A 26,543-nucleotide genomic window follows, 5' to 3' on the forward strand; every position below is an offset into this window, starting at 1 on the left:
TTCCGTCATTTCAATTCGTCGCAATAGTAACTGATTCTCCCGCCTTCATCACCGATTTCCACGTTGGCATCGTACCAACTGATAATCTGTATCTTGAAGTACCTCTCTCCGTCGGCGGTACGCACCACATACGTGTGGAACGAAGGGGTGTATGTGGGGGGAGGCCCGGAGAAGCTCATGGCCTGCGACAGCAGCGGGTTGGCATTGGTCTCGGTCGTGGCAGGACCGTTGTTGGGGTCGAACCACGGGTTGGCATCGAAGTCCAGATTGTTTTCCACAAGGTAATGGTTCCAGTCGTTCTGCGACATGGTGACGCGCACGTCGTCCGTGTCAACGACCCATTCCAAGTCGGAAGGCAGTTGTGAAACGCTCGTCCAGTCATCGTAACCGCCATAGCCCAAGTCGGCGGCACCGCCCTGACCGATGCCGCTCGTACCCGAATTGGTACGCATGGTATAGCCGCAGAAAGCCAGATCCCAGTCCGTGCGGTTGATTTGTTCGCCTTCCTTGATGTCCTTGTTCACGGTGTAAGTGTTGAATGACTCTCCCGTGCGGAGGTTGAAGTATATCCAGTCGTTCGTCACCCCTGTGGAATAGCCCGACTTGCGGGGCAGCGTCTTGCCCGTAAAGGGCTGTATGTCGTCATAGTCCACGCAGGAGAACATCGTGAGACAGCCCAGCAGGAGGCTTACCGTTTTGAATAATCCCATACGTTTCATTGTCGTATATTTAATCATTTCTTTTTCCTTAAAGAGTTAATCACATCGTCCAGCATAAATTCCAACTGCACCCATCCGCGTGTTCCCGGCGTGGCGGGCACGTTGAACATCGTGATGCCCGAACCGAGGGTTTTCGGCACGTAGTTGAAGATGTTGTCCACACCGAGCGTCAGTTTTACCTTATTGTAGAAGGTCTGCGACACCGACAGGTTGCACAGCACGTATTGCGGCAGGTCGCAACGGAAGTAGGCGTCATAGCTCTTGTTGTCCTCTTCCACGAACACGCGGTCCTGCACGTCGAACTTCTTGCGTCCCATGTACGAGGCGCTGAACACGGCGTTCAACCGGTAGTTCTTCTTCGTGAACTTGTAGTCCAGACTGGCCGTGGCGGCATGGGGAGAGGTGGTGTTCACCTGTATGCCCTCGTTCTTGCTCACGTTCACGAAGCTGTACGTCCCGTTCAGCGTCAGGCAGTCCAGCACGTGCCAGCGCAGCAAGGCTTCCAGCCCCAGAAGGCGTTGCTTGCTCAAATTGGTGTACTCGAAGTTGTACTGCATGTCGTAGATGCGCCATACGCCCTCGATTTTATCACGGAAATAGTTGCCGTAGGCCGTACCGGACAGGAACAGGCGGTCGTTGCTGTACTCGGCTCCCAGCGAGAAATAATTGTTCTTTTCCGGTTGCATGTTCTCGTTTCCGCGGATCATGAACATGCCCAAATGGTCCCAGTTGAAGAAGAGTTCCTTGATACTCGGAGAACGGTATCCCATCGAATAGTTGGCGCGGATGCTCCACCGTTCGTTGGGCGAATACTTGGCGGCAATCTTGGGCATCCCCATGAAACCGAACGCCTTCGAGAAGTTGGTACGCAGTCCGGCAGATACCATCCACTTGGGGTTGATGGTCCACTCGTCCTGCAAGAAATACTCCGTTTCTTTCAAGGCGCGGGTTTTCAGATCGTGGTTGGCATTGCCGGAGAAACGGTCGGAGGTCAGTTCGTCCGACGTATGTTCCACACCGAAGATCAGGCTGTGCCCGTCGAAGTAGTTGCTCGTGATGGTCAGGCGCGGCTGCCAGATGCTACTCTCGTAGTCCTTGTTGCGCGTGTCGATGCGCTCGTGCCGCTTGAAGCGGTCGTAAAAGTCGGCATGAAGGCTACCCGTAACGCTGAACCAGTCCTTCACGTGGTAGGTCAGCTTGGCTCCCGCCGTCCAGTCACGCGCCTGGCTGAAAGTCATGTCCTGTATCAGGTCATACGTGTTCATGAAGAAGGTGCTCCCGTAAACCAAGACCGAGAGGTCATCGGTCGGGTCGTAATACAGTTTTTGGGAAACCGTGATATGCTCCTTGCCCTCGATGCCCATCGGCGGACGTGAGGACGAGTTGACCACGGTGATGTCGTGCGGAAGGAAGGGATTGGCCTCCTGCGTGTAGACCTTCTTGTCATTCTCCGCCTGATACATGTAGAACGCATCCGAGGAACTGTACCATGCGTCGGTCTGCGAGGTTACTTTCCCCGCCTTGAATCCGGCAGATACCCAGCCTTGCAGGTTGGGGCGGTCGGCATTCTTCTCGAACATATACAAAAAATCCTTCGGTTGCGGATTCTTGTAATTGCGCTCGTTCATCTGTCCGTAGCGCACACCTGCGTCGATGGAAAGCGGTTTGGTCGTTTTCTTCGTGATAAGGTTGATTACCGCACCGGCGGCACGCGAGCCGTACAGCGTACTGCTGGCTCCTTTTACAATCTCGATACGGTCGATGGCGTGCAGGTTGAAACGCTCGTAGTCGAGATTCCCGGCCATGTCGCCCGTCATGCGCTCGCCGTCCATCAGGAACAGCACGTGGCGGGCGTCGAGCCCCTGCATGGAGATTTCGTTTCCGAAGCCCACCTTCTGGATATTCAGACCGGGAGTTTCCTGCTGCAATGCCTGTTGCAGGTTGCTGTATCCGGCTTCGACCAACTGCTTGCCGCCCAAGACTTGCGTCGTAACGGGCGACATCTTGATGGGTCGCGCTGTACGCGAACCGGTGACGACTACCTCGTTCAGTCCCAAATGATCCTCTTCCAGATAGACGGTCTTCTCGGTTTCGGTCGCTTCTATCTTTCCTGTTGCCGGAACAAAACCGACATAGGATATTTTGTAATAATACGTTTTCTTGGAGGGGATTTTCAGTTCCGCCAGCCCGTCCACATTCGTGACGCTCCCCTGCAGGTTTTGCAACGCTTCGTTATCGGCATAGACCACAGTGGCCGCGATGACCGGCTGTTCCGTCCCTTTCTCCAGAACTTTGAGCTTTACTTTACGTTGTGCCTGGGCATTCATACATGCCAGTAAGACACAAAATAAGATGGCTGTTATTCTTTTCATCTGTCTATCATCAAAACATGTTATTCTACACAAAAAAGAGGGAAAGCCGTGTGTCTTACGGTCTTTCCTTCTTTCCTGCAATCGAAAGGTCAAGCCTTGCCCTGTTCTTTCTTGGCTTCTTCCAAGTCTTTTTCGTACTGGGCAAATTCTTCTTCAAAGCGGTCGATACGGCTCTTGTCGATTTCTTGCAGGAAGGTTTCGGTGCGCACGTTCATCATGTTGTAGTCCACGATGAACTCCACTTGCTTGGTGTCCACGTTCAGGAAACCATCTACACGGGCGCCGCTCCCTTCCTGGTTGTCCGCAGCGTCATCGCCGCTCGTGGTGACATTTCCGTCCGTTCCCACGAACTTCACCCAACCGCTGCCGGGGTATTCATCCTTTTCCCAACTGTTGAGTTGCATAAACTTCGTTGCACAGCGGAAGGTGATGGCGAAGGGCATGGCGCCCACGGTGAAGTCGCTCAGGTCGAGCACCATCGTGCCGTCTTCCCGCCAAGAAAAGTTGAATTTGGTGGGGCAACCGCTTTCCAACAGCGTCTTGTCCACACCGCTCATTGTAGCACGGGTTGAGAGCACGAGGTCTCCTACAAGGATTTCCTTCGCCTTATCAATATATTCCTGTGCAGGTGGCTCATTGGTAAGTGAATCGTCACTTTCACACGAACTTAATCCGATTACTGTTGCCATAAGAAGGCTGAATAAAAAGTATAACTTTTTCATTTTGCTTATATAATTTACTTGTTTTGTAATCCATAATTGTTTCCTGTTCATTACCCTTGCCTGCGTGTATTCCGCAAAGGGTATGTAAAGTCATGGTTTTTACATGATTAAAGGCAGGCTTTTTCCGATGGCAAAGTCTGTCTTTGATGTGTACCGCATGTAGGCTTCAGAAGCGGTTCAGGCGGTTTGGATAATTTTGTTTCCTCGCCGTCGGTTGCATACCGGAAGTGTTTTTAGCGGCATAGCAGCCTTGCTGACAGGATAATGGTGTCTTCCCCATTGGGTGAGGTGAATATATTGTGATAATTTTTTCTTAGTAACACACAAAAAAAGAGCTAAGAGAAAGCCGTTTGACAGCTTTCTCCTTACTCTTTCTGAATTTAATTTCGTTGCTTGACAAAATAATGACGAATTATTTTGTTCCAACAAAGTGTACGGATGCAGGGAAATCTGCACCTAAGAACTTACCGGATACTGCCAGAGTAAACTCGATAGTGTTGCCTGTAACTTTGGCATCAGTCAAAGAATCTAACTTCAATGTTACTAAATCCATGCCTAAAATGGTCAAAGTTCCTGCTTTATCACCTTTGAAAGCTGTAATTTCACCGGTTTCTTCATCTACTTCTACTTCCAACTCGATAGTGATATTCCCCGGCATACTTCCGATCTGCGGAAAATCGCAACTCAAAATACCATTTTCAAGAGTATAAGATGCAGCACGTGGCTCATAATCTTCTCCTCTCATTTTGATTTGATCCATTGTACCGTTATAAGTACCTTCGTAATCGCTGATTGCCAATACGGTACTTACACCATCTACATCCATCACTGTGGCAGCGTCAGCAGACTGTGCCATTCCGAAACTTGCTGCAACAAGGGCAGCTCCTAAGAAAAATTTTCGCATCGTTTTTATAATTAAAGTTTAATAAAAAAATAATTACACTTTATTTTTGTTTGTTCAATAAAGTCCTCCAACGGCATCCTTTGTTTTTATCATACGATAAAGAAGAAGTATAACCTAACCTTCTGACCGTATCGTCTGGGTCAATGTCTGTATAATTTGCTTTCAGGAATGCTTGGGTTGATTCTCTATAGAAAGTGTTCTCTGAACAAGCGAAATAAGTACCGGCATATCCATCTTCACTATAGAAAATGGTCAGTTCCGGATAAACCAGATTAAAGTCTTTATTCAAATCACCTATACTGAGTTCTGCTACCATCTTGACATTCGACATGTCAAATGTTTCCAATGCGTCCAAGCATTCAATATCAATTCTGTAGGCTTTCAATTCATTTTTTTCGGGCAATTTGATTTCTTTCAGTATAGGACATCCCAGAACCATCAGACTACTGCCATACGTACCATTGCCTTCCGTTTCTTTATCTCCTTGACCCCAAATAGTGGAATAACTCAAATCTAACTTCTGCAATGCCGGGTTATTTTGGACCCAAGCACTTCGCAAATCTGTAGCATTGGATAAGTCGATATCTTCCACTTCTATATTTTGCAGGATGACTTGGGTTATGAATTTCCCTACTTTTATATTGGGCATAGAAGCTATACTTTCTTCTCCGGCAGAATAAAGGCTGATTTTAGCACCTTCCCAATAAGGATTCTCCACCAGAAACTGAATACCCTCAAAGTTGGTAACATTATCAGCAGGAGCAACAAGCAGTTCCTTTGTTTTCTGGTCGAGTCCCAAATGTTTGCTAAGGTCTATTTGGTCGCCGTTAAACAGATCGGCAAAATTTGTCTGCAAATAAGTGAGCAGGTTTGCGTCGGGCACGTCGCGCAGGGTGGTATAAGTTTGCAGATTGCCGTCGACATCAGTCATCTTCATATCAATGGTGCCGGCGGTGATGGCTTCCTTGTTTTGGCGGTAGAAACGCACGAGATCTTCGATATTCTCTTTAGCGGTTTCCGGAAGGTAAAGTTTGGTAATTTCGTGCAGGTTAGTCACAGTTTCATCACCGTTTTCTTCCACTACGACACTCACAAGATTATCATAGTCGTAGATTTCATTACCCGTCAGGTCTATTCCGGTGATTTGTTCCGGCAATTTGGCAAAGTCGAACGCCGGGCCGTAACCATTGTCCGACAGATCCACATCAGTCAAGTTAGGGAACATGGAAAGTTCTGCCAGTGCGTCTGTGGAAATCTGCGTTCCGGAGAGGTCAAGCGTCGTCGTATTGTTAGCCAAATCATCAAGCAACAGATTGCCGTCCTCGTTGAATGTGTAGCCTCTTTGAACAAGAATGGTTTTCAATTCGGTATTCTGCACGGCACCCGTGCTGTATGAGAGGGTGTTGTCGTCATCGCTGCACGATGCCCCTATCAGCAGCATTGCGAATGCCATCAAACCGACATGCAAATTGTTTCTTTTCATCTTTCTGTGATTTTATTATTTCGTTATTATTATTTCGGGGTGCAAAATTATAACGAGTTTACTCAGAGCACAATACCTAAAAATTGGTATATAATTAGAAGCAAATCACCACTCATTAACTAAAAAAATATAAACTTCGCTCCTGCTTTATAATTGTTTGTTAAAACGGTACTTGAAGGAGAGCATGAACCAACTACCTATCTGCTGCGTGTGTCTCTCCGACAATCCGGAGGAAGAGACGCTGCGGGTAAAGTTCTTTTTCTGGCTAAGGATGTCCGCCCAGTAGAATGACAGTTCCGCCTTCTTCTGTTTGAGGAAACGCCAAGAAAGGGAGGCGTTCCACACTACCTGGTCATCTTCGCCGGGGGTGATGTTCGTCCCGTTGCGGAAAGAATAATCGACATCGCTCCGCAACTGAATGCCGCCGGGCAGGTCGGCGTAGGCGTTCACCCCAAGCGGTAGTCGCGGGTGTAATCGCCGGTTTCGCGCAAAAGGTTGGTGGAGTGGCGGAAACGCCAGTCACCCGTCAGGTCGAAACCTCCCCATTGGGGCTGGTAGCCAAAACGCAGGTTGGCATTCAGTGTCGTGTTGTGGGTCGTACTGCGCTCCGGCATCTCCTGCTGTCCCTCGTTGATAAGGCTTACGTTCTGGCTGAACGAAGCGCCGGTACGTGCGGTAACGGAAAATCGGCGTTTGATGCGCTTCTGGTATCGCACGGTGGCTCTTGCGTTCCAATTCCCGTTCACATTCACGGGATAGCTTTCTATACCGCCTGTTTGGGTATTGTACGTCACAGCCCGTGTCACACTGTTCACCGTGTTCGCCCAAGTCATGTCTCCGTTCAAACCTATCTTCGTGTCTCGTGCTTCTAAGCGCACCCTTTGGTTGTACGAAGGGCGCAGGCTGGGATTTCCCCGTGTAATGTTCAGCGGATCGCTGTTGTCGGTCAGTGTCAGCAGTTCGGTCAGTCCCGGCTGTTTCGTGTCTCCCTCGTAACTTAGTTGCACCCGTGTTTTCTTTTTGTGCCACAAGACGGTAACAGCCGGGTAGTAGTTCACGGAGGTTCTCAGCGTGTCGGCTTGCATCCGCCCGGTCTTCTGGTCGAGACTCTGCCGTTCGGGAACGACGGACAGGCCAGCGTTGATTTCCCAAGTTCTGTCCGTATAGTTAAGGTGGAGGGCCACTTCATGCGCTGTCGTGTGGCTTCGGCTTCTGTTGCTCAGGCTGTCGGTATAGGCTGCCTCGTAGCCTTCCGGCAGGGTGTACAAGGGTTCATCGTCCGTACCGTCGAAAAAGCGGGACAGGTCGTAGGTATTGCGGTCGTTGTTTTGGTTTTCCCGTCTGAATTTATACGAAAGTTGTGCCCGCAGGCTCTTGTGTAGTGGCTGTGTCAGTATCAGTCCCAAGCTGAATTTGCGGTTTCTGTTTGGGCTGTCATAATATTGATTACGGTAGAGGACGGAATCGTTACCCCACTCATCCTGCAATTGGTAATAGGTGGTGGAGGACACGGAAAACGCCTCGTTCTTTCCTCTCCCCTCCGAGTATTGCATGGTTAGCCCCAAACTGCTGCCTTTCTCGTTCAGCCGTCGGGTGAGGTCGGCGTTCAGGAAATACTGCCGGTTGGCGCTTGTTGAACGGGAGTTCATGCGGATGCCATTCACCCGGATATCGTTTTCCGTTTGGCCGTTTTCTTCCCCATTGAACGGTGCTGTGATATCCAATTCTGGATTTTCATTGTAGGTCGCCTGCCGGCTGTCACTCCCGTTTGTCCCTTTCATCGCACTAAAGCTGCCTGAAAGGTTCAGCAAGGTCATCTTATCGATATTCCATTTCATGCTTAGCATGGTGCTTGCCATGCGGTTGGTGTTGTGGCGGTCGCTGGTCGCATAGCGGTAGCGGTTCCCCGTTTTCAGGTATTGCTCGTAGTAAGATGTCCCCTCGTTCCCATTGATAGCATTGCTGTACATGACATTCCCGTTAAGGTGTATCTTCTTTCCGAACTTTTTCAGGAAGTTCACCGCTACATTGTCTTGGCGGTTGTCTTTGTTTGCGGATGTCATGTTGCGGTTGCCGCTTTTGGCGATTACCGACAGGTTTTCCCCGCCGGTTTTGAAGAAATTGCTGATTAGTTCCGCTTCTTTTTTCTTGTTGTTACCCTTGCCTGCGGCTACGGAAGTCATCAGTGTACCGTTGAACTCCTTCTTGGTTTGCAGGTCGAGCACATAGTTTTCTTCCCCTGTTTTTATCCCCATGAATTTCTCCATTTCGCTACGCTTGTCATACACTTTTATCCTGCTTACCAAATCGGCGGGCAGATTTTCCAAAGCCAGCGCATGGTTTCCTGCAAAGAACGCTTCCCCGTTAACATTGATTTCCGCAATGGGAAGCCCATTATAAACCAAGGTTTTGTTTTGCCTGTCATATTCCAAGCCCGGTATCTTTTTTACCAGCTCTTCCAAGTTCGAGCCTTCGGGAATCCGGTAGGCATCGGCATTGATGACGGTAGTGTCGCCCACCAGTTCCACCTCCTTTATGGGAGCCGTGACCACCACTTCGGACAGTTCAAGACCTTCTGTCAAGACAATGTTTCCGACATGGATTTTCGTCTTGCCTGTATTTAATGCACGAAACTCCGGCTTCATACCTATATAAGAAACTTTCAGCAGGTAAGGCGATTCTTTCTTTGCATGGAAGCTAAGACGGAAATTCCCGCCGGCATCACTCATCACCCCTTTTACAAGGGTGGAATCCCCGGCTTCGAGTACCAAGATATTGGTATAGGGCAACACCTCTTGTCCTTCTCCATTGTTGGAAACGACAAGGGTCTTTCCGGTCACATCCACCCTCTGTTGGGCAAATAGAGTTATCGGAAACAGGAACATAAGTATCAGTCCGAGAACAGATATACGCACAATTACCCGTTATTTTTTTATAGTTTTTAAAAGAAATGAAAAACGGGTACAAAATTACAAGCTTTTACCAGCCGTGCCAATACCAAACAATCGGTATATATAATAACTCATTACTTTAACCTTCAACATATAAAAAATGGTCGGAACGATACAGAGTACAAGAAAACCTGCCGTACAACCGGGTCTTTTCCAGAGCATGGCGTCATGTATGAACCGGACATTTGTCGTGCAAATGAAAGCCTTCCAAAGAAACAAACCCCAGTCCACAATAAAAACAAATCCGGCAACCGTTCTTTTATAGAACCGGCTGCCGGACGAGCCAAATTGCGGAAACTGTTACCGTTTCCCTTCCAGAATCAGAATCGGCCGACCCGCAAAGCATTCACGAAAGCGCTGGCCTCTTCTCCCGTATAATGGAGTACGGAAGATGCCGGTTCGTAAGCGTAAGGAACATACTTCAGCAACTGGACGGCAGCGAAGTTACCGTCCTGCGAAACCATGTAGTCCATCCGCACACCGCCGTCCTTCTTCGGCAGTACCTCTGCCTTGCCGTCAAAAGTCTTCTCCTCCAGCAACCGCCCCAATACAGAGAGGTCGCCCGCATCGAAGAAACAAGAACCTTTTTTCACCAAACTGCCGGTCGGAACGTATATCAGACTCCTTTTTCTTATCATCAGGCGAATACCTCCGGCCACCAGAAAGGCGATTCCGCCGACCAGCAGGACAGGACCTGACGCGGAAGAGGAATCTTCCACTTTCGACGAGAAAAACAGAAGGCACAGTCCCACCGCACAAAAAAGGAGGGAAAGAATAAGAGCCGAAATATTGGTAATCTTCTTTATATCGGGATGCGCTGCGGAAAACAGGGTTTCGGCAGCAGAAATGTTTTGATTCATACGGATTGAAAATTTTATTTTTGCTGATTGTTCAATAATAAGATATACTCACGACGAACAGCCACACCCCGCTTTTCAGCCAAGTGTAACCGTCAGTATAAACGATAAAAAAACAAACCGCTAAATCAGAATCCGTCTCATCCCGAAGATATAATGCTCGCAGGCATTATCCCAGTTCGGGCTACGGGAAGAGTCATGCACGAGGGTACAACAATAGGTCAGGTTGTTCATGCGGCAAATGAGATACCGCTGTAAAATTCGGAGAAAATGGGCCGTTTCCACAGATATGTACCGAAGATGCATCCCCTTTACCGATGCGCCGGCACGGCAAGCCACATCGGGGATTTCCCCGATTATGCCTGTTATGTCGCTGTCCTTTTTTTGCCGGATAGAGTCTCTGTCATGGAATTGCTGAAAAGAGGCGTTGTCCGTATTTCGGACACAACATTCCTGCGCAGCCGCCACACCGGCCGCCGGAACATGCAGCGCCCCGGAATTGCATACCAAGGCCAGCAGCACCAACGATAGAACAGCAACGAATCCTTTCATACCTTAATTTTGCCTTGCAAAGGTAAGCATAAAGGCATTTTTTTACCATTCCCGTGAAATGATTAACAAAAATAAACGGAATCATCTGTGTTTTCCACCCGCAGGACTTAATGCGGGGGCCTCTCTGGATTCGGCCAGTGCCGCCACGCACTCTTCGCGTATGGACTTGATGTAATCCAGTACCATTAACGGATCGACACTTTTTCCATCGAGCTTGCAGGAAATATGCAGGTGTTCGCTGGTGCTGCGTCCTGTAGAACCGGTAATACCGACGACATCCCTCGGCCCGATAGCAGCCCCTTTCCGGGTAAGGATACGCGACAGGTGGCAATAGCTGACCGTGTAGTCTCCATGCCGTAAGGTCACATACTTGCCGGAGGATTTGTCCTGCCCGACTTTCACTACCACTCCCGCCATCATGGCCATCACCTCGTCGCCCCGTGCGTGGAGGTCGATTCCGTTGTGAAACTTCTTTTTTCCGGTAAAAGGATCTTTCCGATACCCATAAAGCGAGTTGATTTTCATCCGGTGCAGCGGATAGCTTACGCTAAGGTAACGCTCTATCCATACGTGTTTGCAGGTGTCGGCGGGCAATGCCGGGGCGGCGTCTCCTGCCGACGGTAAGGAGTCTTGGACGGAAAGCATGTTTCCGGGCAAGGTCGCCACATTATCCCTACCGGCAGAAACGACTTCAACCCTGTATCGGGACGGCACGGTCGAGACCGTATTGAATTGTGCTTGAACGGGGCCTGCGATACTTGCAGCACCCGCCATCAAAACCAGTAGTTTCTTTCTCATGCGGCAAATATAACCAGCCCTGCCCAAGATGTCCCGTTTCCACGGCCTTTTTCGACCAAAGTACAACAAAAAAAGCATTCAGAGTATGAATTTATGCGCAAAATCATACTCTGAACATAAAAATAAACTCTCTTAATACACTAATATTATTCTATTATATACAAGGGAATGAAAAGAATCTATCTTTGCAAAGTGTAATTCAAAATACAAAATTAAATATGAATGTAGTACGATTTGAACTAATTGAATTGCCCTATCCGACACTGGCCCGATTCGGGCTTACACAGGAGATGATCGAGGACTTGCCGATGCGTGTCCTCGATGAGATTTGCGACGGCAGACACTCTCCCGTGCTTCCGGTCCGTGTCCGTGACGAGAAGGGAGAACTAATCGAAAGCCGCAGCCGCTTCGCCCTTGTCCGTAGAGATGACGGTCTGTCGGACGTGGTATTTTATCCCGTCCTGGAATCCTCGCCACTGGAACGCTACGACGAGGCGCAACAGAAACAACTGCTCGCAGGCAAGGCGATTCTTGCCGATGTGGAGACGGCAGACGGACGGCACAGCAAGGCATTCGTGCAGATAGACGAGGAAACGAAGCAGGTGATGTATATCCCCACGCCGATTATCGGGCGCAACCTGCAAGTGCTGGCCGACATAATGCACCTCGGTACAATGGAGGTAAACAGTATGCAGAACGGCGAACCGCTGACACTGGTCGTGGACGATGAACCCGTCACGGTGGGCATCGACCTGCATGACAAGACCGGCATCCGCTTCTGTTCGGGCGACAGCCAGAAATGGAAAGAACAGCCCAAACGCGAGTGGGACAAGTACACTTTCGGCGTGTACGGCTGCTGGGTGATGGACGATGACGGCAACCTCGACTATGTTCCCGAAGAGGAATATACCGAAGAACTGTGGAACGAACAGAAGAAAAGCGCCGAGCGTAACCGTGCGGCGGGAGTTCACAAATAATATCTTAACATCCAGCGAATATGGCAGAACACCAATATTATTCCGAAGAGGTACTTATCGAGAAGATGGAGCGCGGCGAATACGGCTGGCTCGACTATGTGAATCATTTCTCGCCCGAATGGCAGGAGGAATATGCCCGCTATTGCAAGGAGCACAGCCTTATGGCGGGCAACGAATCCGCCGCCGAGTTCGTCCACTACAAGGACGAGCAACTGGAGGCGGCGATGGAGAACGGAGATGCATAACGGAAACCCTTTTTAACAACGGATTATGGCGATACGAAAGAATACCAACCCCCGAATGATGGACCTGCAACCCGAAATGCAGGACATATTGAGGCGTAACGGTATGCAGGCCCACGTGGTCAGCGACGGCACGGGCTACCGGCTCGTGGTGCAGGGCCACGATTCGCCGCTGCTGACCTACGACCTTACCGAGCGTCAGATGTTGGCCCTGACGGACTGGGGAACAAACTCGGCCAACAAGAAAGCCTACAACGTGTTCACGAGCATTGTAGGGAAAGACTTTTATATGCCCAAGAACTTCGTCCATGCCCGCAATGCCAACGGTCGTGTCGCTATGGGGCTGCACGGCTACCGTATCGGTATCGGCGAATACGGGCATGTGGGACGGTTGGGTATGCCGCCCCCGTTTCTCGGCTGGACGCCACGCCACCAGTGGGGCTTCCATCTGCGGCGGGTCGGCGGCCAACTGTTCTATCCGGGACCGCCCGTTGTCCCTGAACGGTGGGACGGACGCATGAAGCCGGGCGAATTGCAGTCGGGCGGCTACGGCTTCTATTACAAATACAAGGCCGGACAACCGGTGCAACCGGCACAACAGGCCGACGTCCTGCAAAACCTGCAGACGGTCATCACGCCGCTGGTCAGCCGTCCGCGCAGCACGGAACCGGCCCGTACCTACAAGGAACTGATAAGCTCTCCTGTCTATTTTTCCAACGAGAAATGGCAGGAATGTCTTGCCTCCCACGGCCTTATCGTCGATAAGGAGGCACGGACACTGACCGTACAGTCCGAAAAGGTGACCGCCGATCTGGTCTATGACCTGACGGAAGAAGAAACGGCCGTCCTGACCTCCAACTCCATCGAGGAACAACCGGTCGAGAAGCGGCTGGAAGTCCTGAACGGGGTTATCGGGGCGGATTTTGCCGACAAGGTAACGATGGCGGACCTCGACAGCAAACAACGTATCGCCCTTGGTCTGCACCCCGAAGTACAGGAGGAACTGACGCAGCGTCAGCAACAGGAGCAGGAAATCCTCTCCCCACTGGAAAACCAGCTCCGGCAGGAGATGCCGTATGGTGCGGCTGCTTCCGTCGATGGACGGGATATTTCCGTCCTTGACGAGCGCAAGGGCTGGTACCGAGAAGAACGGCACGGCAGGGAGGTCGAGGTCGGCGAGATAGCCGTACACCCGTCCCCCATAGAGGGCAAGTACAAGATGACGGCCGTCATCGACGGGCAGGTCATCAGCCACGAGATCAGCCAGAAGGATTACGACAAATTCCTTGCGGTCGATGACTACCACCGCATGAAAATCTTTTCGAAAATATTCAGCGAGGTGGACATGAAGATGCGGCCGGAAGCACAGCGCGGTCTCGGCGTGAAGATTTTCGCCGCCCTTGCGGCAGGAACGGTCGTCACGGCGGGTGTCGTCCACGGCCTGCGGCATCATCATCACGGTCCGGAGTTCTACGGTGAGCGTTTCGGAGGCGAGCCGCGTCCGTATTTCAAGCCCGGTGTCGATACGCCGAGGGACGTGGCTATACGCAATTTCGAGGCACAGATGAATCAGGATATTAACGATATGAGAAGAGGGAGATAAAGACAATTATGAGAGAAGGAGACCTTACCTACGACGACTTCCTGCAAAGGCTGAACATTCAGGACGTGCTGATTGACGCGGGCTACCACCTGAACCGGCGCGACGGCCTGCGCTATCCCTCGTATGTCCGTCTGGACAGCGAGGGACGGCGTATCCGTGGCGACAAGTTCATCGTGACGCAACAGGGAAAGTGCTGCTTCCAAGCACAGCAGCAGAAAGTCTATAACATCATCTCGTTCATCAAGGCGCACCCGCAGTTTTTCGCTGAATACCGTGCGGGCATGTCTCCCGACCGACTGGTGAACCTCGTGTGCAACCGGCTGCTGAACCATCCCATCGAGGACCGGACAACGCGGATTATACAGCCCAAGCGGGACATCCGCCCGTTCGACATCGCGAACTACGACCTGTACAAGTTCAACCCGCAGGACCGGGAGACACAGAAGAAGTTCTATCCTTATTTCAAGAGCCGGGGTATCGACCTCTACACCCAGTACGCCTTCCACCGCCACTTCTGTCTGGCGACGAAACACCGTGAGGACGGTGCGGCATACACCAATCTCGCTTTTCCGCTGACCTTGCCCAAAGGCGACGGCACGGTCGTGGGCTTCGAGGAACGGGGACGTGCAAGAATGGACGGAAGCGGCAGCTACAAAGGCAAGGCCGAGGGCAGCAATTCGAGCGAGGGGCTGTGGATTGCCAGCCCTGCCCAAACCCCACTTGCGGAAGCTAAGCGTATCTATTGGTTCGAGAGTGCCTACGACGCGATGGCTTATTACCAGCTTAACCAGAAATGGGACAAGGAACTGCGAAAGGGAGTGTTCGTTTCTACCGGCGGGGCACCGAGCCAACAGCAGTTCAAAGCCATGATAAAGGCCACTCCACGCGCTTACCACCATCTCTGCTTCGACCAGGACCGTGCCGGACAGATCTTCGCCATCAACTTCGCGCTCACCCAGGCGGGCAAGACATTCACCAGCAACGTGACGAAAGACGACAAACTGCTGGTCCGTATCAGTGGCGAGGAGAACCAGAACTACGAAATAAAACTCGAACCCTTCGACTTTCACAGGATAATCGGCACGCTTTTACGTCCCAAAGAAATCTATCGGGAAGATGGTACGCTCGACTATCGGACAATCGGCGACGGATATTTGCAGGAGATGAGCATGGTGTGCCAAGACGAGTACGAGATAGCCCTTGCCGAGGGTTCGGCCAGTGAGGAAACACTGGAGGGCATGAGACAAAATATCATGGCCATAGAGGATGCGATCCGTAATCTTCCCGCTCCCGGCGAGGACAGCACCGACCTTATTGTGTACGAGCCCGCTGAAAAAGGCTATAAGGACTGGAACGAACAGCTCTTGGCAAAGATCAGGCTGCAAGAATCAGTTCACGAAGAGCCGGCCAGAAGAGAAGAACCCGAACAGGAACGGCAAGCACGTTTCCACCGATGACAACGCAGTACCCCCTACATGAAACAACAAAAGAAAAGAGAAGACAATGAATGACAAGAAATTGACACATAATGATTTTTTGCAAAGACTCGATATCCGGGATGTACTGCTTGATGCCGGGTATCGCCAGAACCGACGCTTCGGACTACGCCTCTCCTCGTTTATCCGCACGGACAGTGAGGAAAAGCGTATCCGGGGTGACAAGTTCGTCATAACGCAACAGGGAAAATGCTGTTGCCAACCACCCCGGCAGAAGGAATACAACGTCGTTTCGTTCATCAAGGAGCACCCGGCGTTATTCGCGGAATATTATGAGGGAATAGACCTGAACCGGCTGGTAAACCTCGTGTGCAGCCGCCTGCTGAACATCCCCTTCGAAGAATACGAGGTGCAAACCGTACCGGTCAAGCAAGACCTACGACCATTCGATATAACAGACTACGACCTGCACAGATTCAACCCTCAAGACCATGAGATGCAGGAGATATTCTATCCCTATTTCAAGAACCGGGGTATCGACCTCAGCACGCAGAATGCTTTCCACCGTCATTTCTGCCTGGCAACAAAACACGGCGCAGACGGTGCGGCATACACCTGTCTCGCTTTTCCACTGACCTTGCCCAAAGAGGGCGGTACGGTCGTGGGTTTCGAGGAACGGGAACGTATGAGAATGGACGGATGCGATAGCTATAAAGGCAAGAGCGAGGAAAGCAATGAGAGCGAAGGGTTGTGGATTGCAAGTCCTGCCGGAACACCTCTTGCCGAGGCCAAACATATCTACTGGTTCGGGAGTACCTATGACGCGATGGCCTATTACCAACTCCATCAGGCGAAGAACAAGGATTTGAGAAAGGCGGTCTTTATCTCAACGGGCGGCAAGCCTATCGGGAAACAGATGAGAGAGATACTTGATCTTACCATCCCTGCCCGGCAACATATCTGTTTCGATAATACCCGGAAAGGGTCGAATCTCACATGGGATTTGCAAAAGGAGATATGCCGCTCAGTACGTTTTGCCATAGAGGAAACGCCGGAGAGGAAACCCTATCTCGATTCCATACCGGACGGCGGGGATTTGACAGACGGAGAATTTTACCTATTGCCCAAGGGTGGTTTGCAAGAAATCTGCATACGGTTCGACGCCGAATCGGAAGAAGCGGAGTCGATGCGTTCGAGCGGGTTGTGTGCCCCGGAAGACGTGCAGGACCAGATAGATACCACGAACAAGTGCTACCGGGAATATCGAGAGAAACTACGGGAGTTCCTTGGTATTGACAGGGAGCATGATGTCTCCATTACCTGGGAAAGTCCGGATTATCGCCATACGAGCTGGAACGAACAGCTTTTGGCTGAACAGAAACGTGAAGAGACTGTCGGGCAGGAGTCGGAAAAAGAAGAAAACGCCGGGCAGGAACGACAGATACACTTTCGCCGATGACCATGCCATATACCATACAAGATGTCCGGAACATTATCCTGCGCCCGCACGCCGGGCAATTCGTCATCGACGAACTGCCATTGATATTCATGTGCATGGCGGGACTGGTGTACGGCGGCATGGAAGGTATGCCGCTTGGCGGTATGGCGACGGTCATTGCCTTGTTTCTGTTCCTCGTGCTGCTGTATCGTTTCATTTGCCTGCGCCGGATATGTTACCGGGTCGGCAACGAACAGCTTGTCTGCGAGCGGGGACTTTTCTGCCGCAGGGTGGACTACATGGAACTGTACCGTATCGTGGACTTTCAGGAACACCAGAGCCTCCTGCAACAGCTTTGCGGTCTGAAAACGGTCGTTATCCTTTCGACGGACCGGAACAGCCCGAAGCTCGACCTTATCGGTATCCGGCGCGGAAACGACATCGTGGCGATTATCCGTGAACGTGTGGAAATCAATAAACGAAAAAAGGGAATCTATGAGATTACGAATCATTAGCATATGGGTGGTCTTTGTGCTTGCCGGTCTGCTTCCGCAATTGGCCAAGGCGCAGGTTGCCGCTTCGAACCCGTTGGAATGGGCAGCCTTGGCCGAGGGAAACGAACTGATAAACGGCCAGATAGACAAACAAATCAAAGGGCAGACACAGACCGCCCTGATGCAGAACAGTATCGCAGCGGAGTTCAACCGCATACATGAGTGGGAAAAGCAGTACAACAGTTACCTCAAGACGGCGAACGGTTATGCTTCGTCGCTGAAAGCCTGTACCCACCTCTATAACGACGGCGTGCGGATTTTCCTCACGCTGGGAAAACTGGGCAAAGCCATCGGGGACAACCCGCAGGGCATCGTCGCCAGCATGAACATGAACAACCTCTATATCGAGACGGCGACGGAGCTGGTTTCCGTGTTCACGTTGCTGAACGACGCCGTGGCCAAAGGCGGCACGGAAAACATGCTCACGGGGGCGGAACGGAGCAAAACCCTGTGGGCTTTGAACGACCAGCTCGCGGCATTCAGCCGGAAACTGCATCTGCTCTATTTGAGCCTGCGCTATTATACCCTGAACGACGTGTGGAACAACATAACGGCGGGTATGATAGACCGCAGCAACGGCGAGGTGGCCCGTCTGGCCATGTCCCGCTGGCGCAGGGCGGCAGCCATCGCCCGTTGAAAAAAGGATAATAAAAAACGAAGAACGATGAAGCGGATAATCTCGATATGGATTCTGTTGCTGTGCGCCGGTATCTCGAAGGTACAGGCGCAGAACGATGCGACCCTTGCGGGAATGATTCTGGTTTATACCAACAAGGCCGAGAAGGAACTGAAAAACCAAGAGAAGGTCATGCTGATGCAAACTACAGGGCATGTGTGGACGAAGGAAGAAGTGGAAGGCACGACGGACTTGCAACGGGAGTTCAACAATTACCTGAACTCGTTCCGCTCGATTGTCTGCTATGCGGCTCAGATTTACGGTTTTTACCATGAAATATCGCAGCTTACAGACAACATGGGCGACTTCACCAAACAATTGAGCAGACATTCGACGGGTGCATTGGCCGTCGCCCTCTCCACGCGGCGCAACCAGATTTACCGGGAGATGATATTGAACAGCGTGGAAATCGTGAACGATATACGCACGGCCTGCCTCTCGGACAACAAGATGACGGAAAGGGAACGTATGGAGATCGTGTTCGGCATACGTCCGAAACTCCGGTCGATGAACCGGACGCTGCAGCGACTGACCAAGGCAGTGAAATACACCACGATGGGCGACATCTGGCGGGAAATCGACGAGGGCGCACGCCCTGTCGCGGACAAGTACGACATCGTGAAAGCCGCCCAAAGACGCTGGCGGCAAATTGGAAGAAATGTAAGACCCTAAAAAAAAGAATAAAAATATGGGAGCTTGGGATACGATATTGAAATACGGCGGAAAGGCCATGAAAGGCATGGGCAAGGCCGCCAATGCGACGGGGAAAAGTGCCGGTCATGCGGTACTGCATCCCTCGCAGACCCTTCGGGGAGCCGGGCAGGCGGTCAAAACGGCTACCGCCGGAGCTGCCGTCGGTTATGTGGGTTGGGAAAAACTGACCACCGACAAAAGTGTCGCACGGATCGTCAGTGAGGCCGTAGTCGGCAAATCCGCCACGGATGCCCTTGCAGGTACGACCGAAGACATGAAGGAACTGAAAGACAAAGCCGGAGAGACGGTCTCTGCCATAGGTGAGGCTGTGGGAGGCGCGGACTCGAAACTGAACGGGGTATCGAACTTCCTGCGGGAAGCCTCCGGCGGTGGGTTGTTCAACATGCTCAGCGGCTTTTTGCGAAACCTCGGAGGGGGCAATGTGTCGGGATTGAACATTGCAGGACTTATCGCAGCAGCGTACCTCGTGTTCGGACGTTTCGGCTGGCTGGGTAAAATCGCCGGTCTGTTTCTGGGCATGATGCTTATCGGCAACAATGCGGGCGTTGTCCGCACGGTTCCCTCGGAAACGGTATCGAGGACACAGACGCCGACACTCTCTCCGGAGGAACAAACGCAAAGCGGAGGAATGAGAAGATAGAAACACGAAAATATATATCACAATGAAATATACGGAAGAAATGATTCTGCACTCCGACAGCGGCTATTGTATGCCGTTCGAGGAGCCGCAGGGGAAAGATGTGGAGATGTCGCTCGGCTACGGCGAACAGGTACACCCGGCAACGGGAGAAAAGTTCTTTCATCACGGAATAGACTTCAACGTGAGGTGTTACATGCTGTCAGCCGTGGCCAGCGGCATCGTGTCAGGTGTGGGCAACGACCCGGTACATGGCATTTGCCAGACGGTCCGTTACGGCGGGTACGAGGTGACATACGGTCATCTGTCGAATGTATTCGCCCAATTCGGACAGCGGGTGAAAGCCGGACAAACGGTGGCTTTGAGCGGCGAACTGCTGCATATAGAAGTCAAATTCAAGGGCGAGGAACTGAACCCAATAGAGTTCCTGACCATGTTGTACGGCAACATCAAGGCTTTGCAGGAAGCCGACGGCAATGGTGCGGCGTCTTTTTACGATGCGGAAACAAGAGTAAAAAACGACTACGAGAAGGATCAAAGGGAAATAGAAGAGCTGATGCTCCGCTTTCTGCCACTTTACATGGAGGATTTACAGCGGGGAGCGTACACGGTGCCCGCACATACGGAGCAGTCGCTGCGCCACATCTTTACAATGGGAGCTGCGAAGGAGTATTTCTATGAGAAGATGCCGAGCATGTACAACCCGCTGGGACTGGGGCGCAAAGCCATGCCGCTGGCCTGCAAGGTACAGAACCTGCTGATAGCGGATTTCCTGAACTACCTTGCCCTGCGGCATGATGTGTACCTTTCCGCAACAGGCGGCGAGGTAAAAAAAAACTTCATGACGAAGCCGTAGCGGGCAGCGGACTCATTGATCTGTTGGCGGAACTGGACATCGACATCCAGAGCTTCGACATACCGAGAATCGTCTCCGTCTATCCCGACCGTGCCGGAGTCCGCTGGTGGACGAAGGCATGGTTCAACAACCGGGAGGAAGGGGAAGCCTCGGTAGAAATCGAGCGGGAACAGGCGATACGTTTCATTCACGACAATATCGAAAAGGACACGTGGCTCGAAGAGTTTTTCCCCAAGCAAATGGAGGTGTACCATAACGCTATCGAGCAGACGAAGGAACAACTGTTGAAACAAATAAACATGATATAGAAAGACATTGATTATATGGACGGAATCAAACATAGCAGAAGGTTTGCGGAGTTGGAGGCCCTGATGGGCAGTTATTTCCGCCATCATCTTGTCCCCGTCATGACGCAGACGCAATCCTACCTGACCGAAAAACAGGGCGAGGAAATGAAAGCGTATTCGACCTCCCTGGGCGGCATACTCGGCATGATGGCGTCAGCGGGGCAACCGCTCGCCGACCCGTACCAGACTCTCAAGGTTACGGGAGAGTGGAACTCCAAGACGACCGAGGACTACATCGGGATGTGCAAGGACAGGATTCTCTCGTCGGAGGAGATGCAGCACGACCTCGCCTACATGGCCGGACAGTGGCGCGATGTCGTTGTGAAGGAAGTCGGACGCGAGCGTTACGATAAACTGTCGCAGGAATTGGGCTGCGACCTCGCCTATGCCTTCGTGGACTATCGTGTAGAGCAACTGATGATAGACCAACTGGTCAAGGAACGTATGCCCAAATCCTCGGCGGACTACATCATCCGTAAGGCGGCAGAATCGAGCCTGCTGGGATTGCCACAGGCTTTGGGGCGCTCGCCGCTGGCCGAAGAGATAGAAAAACGCGGAGAGGTTGCCTACCGGCCGAGCAAGTTGGAGAAAGGTGCGGGCTGGGTGTTGGGGGCTTCGGCCGATACGGTCATGTTGGGCGGTACGGGTTCGTGGACGGCCGTTGCACGGTTCATCGGTGCGGATACGGCAATCTCAGCCGTTGCCGACCATTTCGGGAAGGAGGAAACGCAGCCGCTCTCTGCAGAGGAGTGTATCAGCAAGGGCGTGTTCGGCAGCGACAGCAACGTGTTCGACAGCTTCCGCAAAGAGGCGGCAAGCATACCGGGCAAAGAAAACACGGCTCTTGCCGCAGCCAACGGAAAGTTGCAAAAGAAGATACCGATTGTAACATTCGATTTTATGGACTGGTGGAAAACAGACAATAGAAATATGCCGTGGCGGGAAGAAACCGCCGAGGAGGAACGGAAACGGGTGGAACGGTATAAAGACGTGCCGATGGTTGTCGCTCCCGGACAAGAGGAAGCCTACCTGCAAGATATGGAAAGACGGAAAGCCGAAACGGAGGAACAGACGGAATCGAAACCCAAACAAAGGGAAAAAGAGGAAAAGGAAGTGTCGACTTCCGCCGTCTCTGCGGGGGAAGGGATGCGGCAGGAACAGGCAGGTCAGGGAACACAGACCATACAGACCAACGAGAACGGCTGGGACGAGCTGGTCCGCTCGCTCGGACTGGACGGCATAGGCGATGTCGCGGGTAATCTGGGCTATATACTGGCCATGCTGCCCGACATCCTGCTGGGCGTGTTTACAGGTAGGACACAATCGCTGGGCCTGAAAGACAACCTGCTGCCGATAGCGAGTATAGTGGCAGGTATGTTCGTCAAGAATCCGATGTTGAAGATGCTGCTTATCGGCTTGGGTGGCGCGAACCTGCTGAACAAGGCGGGACACGAGGTGCTGGGAAAAGAACGGACGGAGGGAAACAGAAATGCAGCCACGACCGGTAGAGAGGTACAGTACAGACGCTATCCCGACGAGCCGCTGAATCCGCGTATCGTGAACCCGGCACTACAAGGCTGCACGCTGGTTGCCACGATAGACCGTGTGCCCTGTACGGTGCAGCTCACCCCCGCTATGGCCGACGCTTACCGTGCAGGAGCCTTGCCGCTGAACACGCTGGCCAATGCCGTGCTCGCCCAAAGCGACAAGCTCCGCCAGATGGCTTCGCAGAACTATGACAACGGACAGCAGGAAACCATCGTGCGGACACGGGGCATTCAATAATCCTGTAACCGAAAAAATATGGGAATATGAAAGAAAAATCGCAAATAGAAAAGAATGCCGAGGAGCGTCAGATAGAGCTGCTCTCCACGGCTTTGAACGAAGCGTCGAATGCCGGGGGACACTGGCTCAACGCTACGGGCAAGGGCTTTCCGAAATTTTATCCGAAAGGTGTTGCCGTCAGCCCGTTCAACGGCCTGTTCATGGCCTTGCATTCGGACCGGAACGGGTGCAAGACCAACCTGTTCACCCTTTACAGCGATGCCAAGGCACGCGGCACATCGGTACGCGAGCACGAGCAAGGCGTTCCGTTCCTGTTCTACAACTGGAACAAGTACGTCCACCGCAACAATCCGGAGGACATCATCAGCCGGGACGCTTATCTGAAACTGGACGAGGAGGTGCAGAAACAGTACAAGGGCATACATAACAGGGAGATCCGCACACTTTTCAACATCGACCAGACGACACTGCCCTACGTGGATAAGGAGACTTACGATGCGGTATTGCAGAAAGACGGTAGTGCCGTGGAGCGTGGCTACTCCGAAACCGATGAACGGAGACTGCATATCCGCTTCAACGACTTCCTGCTGAAAATGCGGGACAATCTCGTGCCCGTGCGTTCGGACGGCAGCGGAATGCCCCATTACGAGACGGACCGCGATGCGGTCTATATGCCGCGCCAACGGAACTTCGAGCATTATAACGACTACGTTCAGGAAGCCTTGCGGCAAATCGTGAGCGCCACGGGGCACCAACAACGGCTGGCCCGTGAAGGCATGGTGATGAAAAACGGCATGGGTCCTTCGGAAGATGCCCTCAAACAGGAACGGCTGATCGTGGAGGTGGCTTCGGGCATCAAAATGCTGGAACTGGGACTGCCTGCCCGTCTGTCCGACAAAAGCCTTGAATTGGTAGACTACTGGAACCGGGAACTTAAAGAGAACCCCAACCTGATGGATGCCCTCGAAAGCGACGTGAACAACGCCCTCGAAGTAATCCACAAGGCGGAACGGGGCGAGAAAATCGAATATGCCACGATGCGTAACCGCCGGCAGACTTCGGATATGCAGGAGCAGTTACCCAAGCATTTCTACGTGGCCGATGAAATCCGGAAACACCCGAACAAGGAGGACAAGACCATTGTCATCGTCATCGATCCGTCCTCGAAATCGGCGGATGTGATACTCCCTGCCGGTGCGTCGCCGGAGGTGGACAACGAAGTGCCGGGCATGAACAAGGCCCGTATCGGCAGGGCTTTGCGAAGGGAAGGTATTGAAAACGTGCGTTTCTTCAATCCCGACGGCGCATGGGGGTACAGGCCCGATGATGCCTATTTCGCCAAGAAACAGGTATCACTGGCCCGACTGAAGAACTGGGCACTGGAGATGCTTTCCACACTGGACGTGACGCCTGCGGTCAAACGGGCGGACGAAATCGGTTTCGACCAGATACAGATGATCCAGGACGACAAGAACCGCTGGGCGCTGTATCTGAAGCCCGAACATCAGAACGGGTACAGTATCTATCCAGACAAGGAGGACGTGAACCGTTTTTTCTCCACGCTCAAACAGGCGATGGACAACATCGACAAGGTACGCATGGAACTGGCGCACAAGTATTATGTACTGGCGGAAACACAGCCAGACCTGAAAGTGGACCTGTTCAGCAGCGGGGCGCAGGACATCGACCTGAACCGGATTCAGCGTGTGTCCGTATTCAAGACCAAACAAGAAGGAACTCTGTGCGTGGCGACCATCGACGGGAAGAAACTGCAGCCCCGGAGCGTCACGCGGCAACAGTGGCAGCGCATGTGGCTGGCTGAGGACCGTGCAGAATATAAACGCCATCTGGCGGCCACGCTTTTTGCCGATGTGCTGCGTAAAGGACAGACGCAGGAAGAGACTGCCGGAAAGAAACAAGGAGAAGAGGATACCCTACAGCAGGATAAGGACAAGCACCCCAAGCAAGCCAATGAGGAATCCCCCAAAACTGCTTCATCCTTGAAAGAGTTGCCCATAAAAGATATACCGGAACAACTGTATGACAAATACAAGAAAATCAAAGAGGAACAACCGGAAGCGGTCGTCCTTTTCAAACATGAGAACAAGTATTACGCTTCCATGTATGATGCGGAGACCATAGCGAACGAGCTGGACATGCCTCCGGCCAAAGAACGCATTCCGTATGATGCGGACAAAATCATATTGGTATTTGAACACAGCAATGAGGAAACAAGGCAGCAAATCCATGCGCTGCGGGCATACGTGATGGATTGTGACGGTATGTCCAAGGCGCAGCAAAACGAGCCTGCAGAGGCAACTGACGAACAGAACGAGAACGAACAACGTCCAACCATGAGGAGGTAAAGATATGGCAAACAAGAATCAAGAATATACGGAACAATACGCAGATTATGCGATGGCACAGATGCGGAGGTACGGCATTCCGGCCTCCGTGACGCTGGCACAGGGCATACTGGAAAGTTCCAACGGGCAGAGCCGTTTGGCCGTGAATGAGAACAACCATTTCGGCATCAAGGCCACGCCCGAATGGATTGCCGAAGGTGGCCGGTACGGTCTGTATTCCGATGACAAGCCGAACGAGAAGTTTTGCAGCTACGACAGCGTGGGCGATTCGTATGAGCACCACTCACGCTTCCTGAAAGAGAACAGCCGCTATGCCCGCTGTTTCTCGCTCTCGCCCGATGACTACAAGGGCTGGACACAGGGCCTCGAAAAGGCGGGCTATGCCACGGGCGGGCATTATGCCGACAGCCTGCAACGTATCATCGAACAGAACGGGCTGCAAAAGTACGACCGGCAGGTCATGCAGGAAATGGAGACGCAGGGAAAGCGGTTCGGCGTGGAAGAGAACCCGCTCCGTGAGGTCGGAAATACAGTGGACTATTCGTTTCCGGTGGAGCGGAAAGAGTTTCTTTTCGTCACCTCGCCATTCGGTATGCGGCAAGATCCGGCAGACGGCAAGGAACGTATGCACACGGGTATCGACATCCGGTGCGACGGCGATACGGTCCTGGCCACGGAAAAAGACGGCAAGGTCGTCGCTGTCAAAGACAAAGGCCATGCACCCGGTAACAAATCGCTGACCGTGGAATACACCCGTCCGGACGGCAGCAAGGTACAGTGTACCTACATGCACCTCGGCGAAGTTTCCGTAAAGGCAGGCGATACGGTACAGGCAGGCCAGAAGCTCGGCCGTTCCGGTAACACGGGGACACGGACGACCGGGAAGCACCTGCACTTCGGTGTCCGGCAGATTTATGCGGACGGCACGCAGCGGGACGTCGATCCGGCAGCGTATCTGGCTGAAATCGCACAAAAGGGCCACATCAAACAGCAGGTACTACATAACGGCAACGACCTGCTCGCCCGATATAAGGGAACAGAAGAGAATGCCACCGGCAAAAGCCTTTCGCCCGATGCGTGGATGAAAAAACTGCTCTCCTCGGAGGATAGCGGCGTGGGATTGTCGGGGTGCAGTGATCCTGTCGTGGAAATGGCCATGACCGCCTTTACCTCCCTGATGTTACTGGCGACGCAAATCGACAGCAAGAACAAGGAGGAACAAAAGGCAGCCATTTCCGAGGCGATGGACAGCCGGCGTATCGACCTCAAAGCGTTGCTGCCGGGCATGAAAAACTGTGACCTCACAGTCGGGGAAAACGGGCGAGCTGTCCTGCAGGCGGACAACGGCAGCGTTCAGGTATCACGGGAACTGGCCTCTGCCGAGTTAAGCCGCCTGTCGGTGACGCTGAACGACAGTTCTCTTTCGGAGGAAGCCAAACGGCTGCGTGTGACCGGCGTGCTGAACACGGTCATCCTCTCGGAGGCGGCGTCGCAGAACTTTGAACGGGGAATGTCCGAACAACGGGCACAATCGGAAAACCTGAAAAGATAATC

At 52.3% G+C, this 26,543-nt stretch carries 22 protein-coding genes and 1 pseudogene; 14 read left to right on the forward strand and 9 right to left on the reverse strand.

Going from position 1 to position 26,543, the window contains the following annotated elements; all coding sequences use genetic code 11:
• Nucleotides 1-5: 5 nt before the first annotated feature.
• The 9 genes and pseudogenes from ACHLI0_RS17815 to ACHLI0_RS17855 form a co-directional block, all read right to left on the reverse strand.
• Nucleotides 6-719 carry an HmuY family protein gene (locus ACHLI0_RS17815; protein ID WP_008655044.1) on the reverse strand — a complete coding sequence of 238 codons (714 nt, stop codon included), beginning with the start codon at nt 717-719 and terminating at the stop codon, nt 6-8.
• A 14-nt stretch (nt 720-733) separates the two neighbouring features.
• The gene (locus ACHLI0_RS17820; protein ID WP_008655042.1) at nt 734-3,091 is read right to left on the reverse strand and encodes a TonB-dependent receptor; all 2,358 of its coding nucleotides are present in this window, start codon (nt 3,089-3,091) and stop codon (nt 734-736) included.
• A gap of 89 nt (nt 3,092-3,180) precedes the next feature.
• The gene (locus ACHLI0_RS17825) at nt 3,181-3,813 is read right to left on the reverse strand and encodes a DUF4903 family protein (protein WP_044301994.1); all 633 of its coding nucleotides are present in this window, start codon (nt 3,811-3,813) and stop codon (nt 3,181-3,183) included.
• 412 nt (nt 3,814-4,225) lie between these two features.
• Complete coding sequence (locus ACHLI0_RS17830) at nt 4,226-4,717, reverse strand: hypothetical protein (RefSeq protein ID WP_007569380.1); 492 nt, start codon at nt 4,715-4,717, stop codon at nt 4,226-4,228.
• Between the two features lie 40 nt (nt 4,718-4,757).
• Nucleotides 4,758-6,200: a hypothetical protein gene (locus ACHLI0_RS17835; RefSeq protein WP_007569382.1), complete on the reverse strand. Its 1,443-nt coding sequence runs from the start codon at nt 6,198-6,200 to the stop codon at nt 4,758-4,760.
• Between the two features lie 147 nt (nt 6,201-6,347).
• Nucleotides 6,348-9,085 (reverse strand): annotated as a pseudogene (locus ACHLI0_RS17840) (outer membrane beta-barrel protein).
• 386 nt (nt 9,086-9,471) lie between these two features.
• On the reverse strand, nt 9,472-10,011 hold the full coding sequence (locus ACHLI0_RS17845) for a DUF8460 domain-containing protein (protein WP_007567538.1): 540 nt from the start codon (nt 10,009-10,011) through the stop codon (nt 9,472-9,474).
• Nucleotides 10,012-10,131: 120 nt separating this feature from the next.
• Nucleotides 10,132-10,518, reverse strand: a complete 387-nt coding sequence (locus tag ACHLI0_RS17850) for a DUF8440 family protein (RefSeq protein WP_172681970.1) — start codon at nt 10,516-10,518, stop codon at nt 10,132-10,134.
• 123 nt (nt 10,519-10,641) lie between these two features.
• Nucleotides 10,642-11,436 carry a M23 family metallopeptidase gene (locus ACHLI0_RS17855; protein ID WP_007567541.1) on the reverse strand — a complete coding sequence of 265 codons (795 nt, stop codon included), beginning with the start codon at nt 11,434-11,436 and terminating at the stop codon, nt 10,642-10,644.
• A 140-nt stretch (nt 11,437-11,576) separates the two neighbouring features.
• Here ACHLI0_RS17855 and ACHLI0_RS17860 point away from each other — a divergent pair, with 140 nt between their 5' ends.
• Genes ACHLI0_RS17860 through ACHLI0_RS17925 form a run of 14 tightly spaced genes read left to right on the forward strand, consistent with a single transcriptional unit; the run spans nt 11,577 to nt 26,541 of the window.
• Nucleotides 11,577-12,335 (forward strand): DUF4099 domain-containing protein, encoded by a 759-nt coding sequence (locus ACHLI0_RS17860; protein WP_007567550.1) that lies wholly within the window; start codon nt 11,577-11,579, stop codon nt 12,333-12,335.
• Nucleotides 12,336-12,355: 20 nt separating this feature from the next.
• Nucleotides 12,356-12,580 (forward strand): hypothetical protein, encoded by a 225-nt coding sequence (locus ACHLI0_RS17865; RefSeq protein ID WP_007567552.1) that lies wholly within the window; start codon nt 12,356-12,358, stop codon nt 12,578-12,580.
• A gap of 25 nt (nt 12,581-12,605) precedes the next feature.
• Nucleotides 12,606-14,180: a hypothetical protein gene (locus ACHLI0_RS17870; protein ID WP_007567553.1), complete on the forward strand. Its 1,575-nt coding sequence runs from the start codon at nt 12,606-12,608 to the stop codon at nt 14,178-14,180.
• 8 nt (nt 14,181-14,188) lie between these two features.
• Entirely contained in the window at nt 14,189-15,637 is a 1,449-nt protein-coding gene (locus tag ACHLI0_RS17875) for a toprim domain-containing protein (RefSeq protein WP_007567554.1), read from the forward strand.
• Between the two features lie 46 nt (nt 15,638-15,683).
• A complete protein-coding gene (locus ACHLI0_RS17880) occupies nt 15,684-17,075 on the forward strand; it encodes a toprim domain-containing protein (protein ID WP_007567560.1) in 1,392 nt (463 codons plus the stop codon).
• Nucleotides 17,072-17,569 (forward strand): PH domain-containing protein, encoded by a 498-nt coding sequence (locus ACHLI0_RS17885; protein WP_007567564.1) that lies wholly within the window; start codon nt 17,072-17,074, stop codon nt 17,567-17,569. Before ACHLI0_RS17880 ends, ACHLI0_RS17885 begins: the two co-directional genes overlap by 4 nt.
• Nucleotides 17,550-18,245, forward strand: a complete 696-nt coding sequence (locus ACHLI0_RS17890; RefSeq protein ID WP_007567566.1) for a hypothetical protein — start codon at nt 17,550-17,552, stop codon at nt 18,243-18,245. The genes ACHLI0_RS17885 and ACHLI0_RS17890 overlap by 20 nt, the downstream gene beginning before the upstream one ends.
• 27 nt (nt 18,246-18,272) lie before the next feature.
• Nucleotides 18,273-18,956 carry a hypothetical protein gene (locus ACHLI0_RS17895; protein ID WP_008655035.1) on the forward strand — a complete coding sequence of 228 codons (684 nt, stop codon included), beginning with the start codon at nt 18,273-18,275 and terminating at the stop codon, nt 18,954-18,956.
• A gap of 16 nt (nt 18,957-18,972) precedes the next feature.
• Entirely contained in the window at nt 18,973-19,638 is a 666-nt protein-coding gene (locus ACHLI0_RS17900; RefSeq protein ID WP_008655034.1) for a hypothetical protein, read from the forward strand.
• A gap of 22 nt (nt 19,639-19,660) precedes the next feature.
• Nucleotides 19,661-20,491 carry a M23 family metallopeptidase gene (locus ACHLI0_RS17905; protein ID WP_008655033.1) on the forward strand — a complete coding sequence of 277 codons (831 nt, stop codon included), beginning with the start codon at nt 19,661-19,663 and terminating at the stop codon, nt 20,489-20,491.
• Nucleotides 20,492-20,514: 23 nt separating this feature from the next.
• Complete coding sequence (locus ACHLI0_RS17910) at nt 20,515-20,799, forward strand: hypothetical protein (RefSeq protein ID WP_008655032.1); 285 nt, start codon at nt 20,515-20,517, stop codon at nt 20,797-20,799.
• A gap of 15 nt (nt 20,800-20,814) precedes the next feature.
• Nucleotides 20,815-22,623, forward strand: coding sequence for a hypothetical protein (locus tag ACHLI0_RS17915; RefSeq protein WP_008655031.1), 1,809 nt, complete (start codon nt 20,815-20,817; stop codon nt 22,621-22,623).
• 26 nt (nt 22,624-22,649) lie between these two features.
• Nucleotides 22,650-24,989 (forward strand): zincin-like metallopeptidase domain-containing protein, encoded by a 2,340-nt coding sequence (locus ACHLI0_RS17920; protein ID WP_008655030.1) that lies wholly within the window; start codon nt 22,650-22,652, stop codon nt 24,987-24,989.
• Nucleotides 24,990-24,993: 4 nt separating this feature from the next.
• A complete protein-coding gene (locus tag ACHLI0_RS17925; RefSeq protein ID WP_008655029.1) occupies nt 24,994-26,541 on the forward strand; it encodes a glucosaminidase domain-containing protein in 1,548 nt (515 codons plus the stop codon).
• Nucleotides 26,542-26,543: the final 2 nt, after the last annotated feature.

The sequence above is a fragment of the Bacteroides sp. RCH18 genome, from assembly GCF_058231005.1.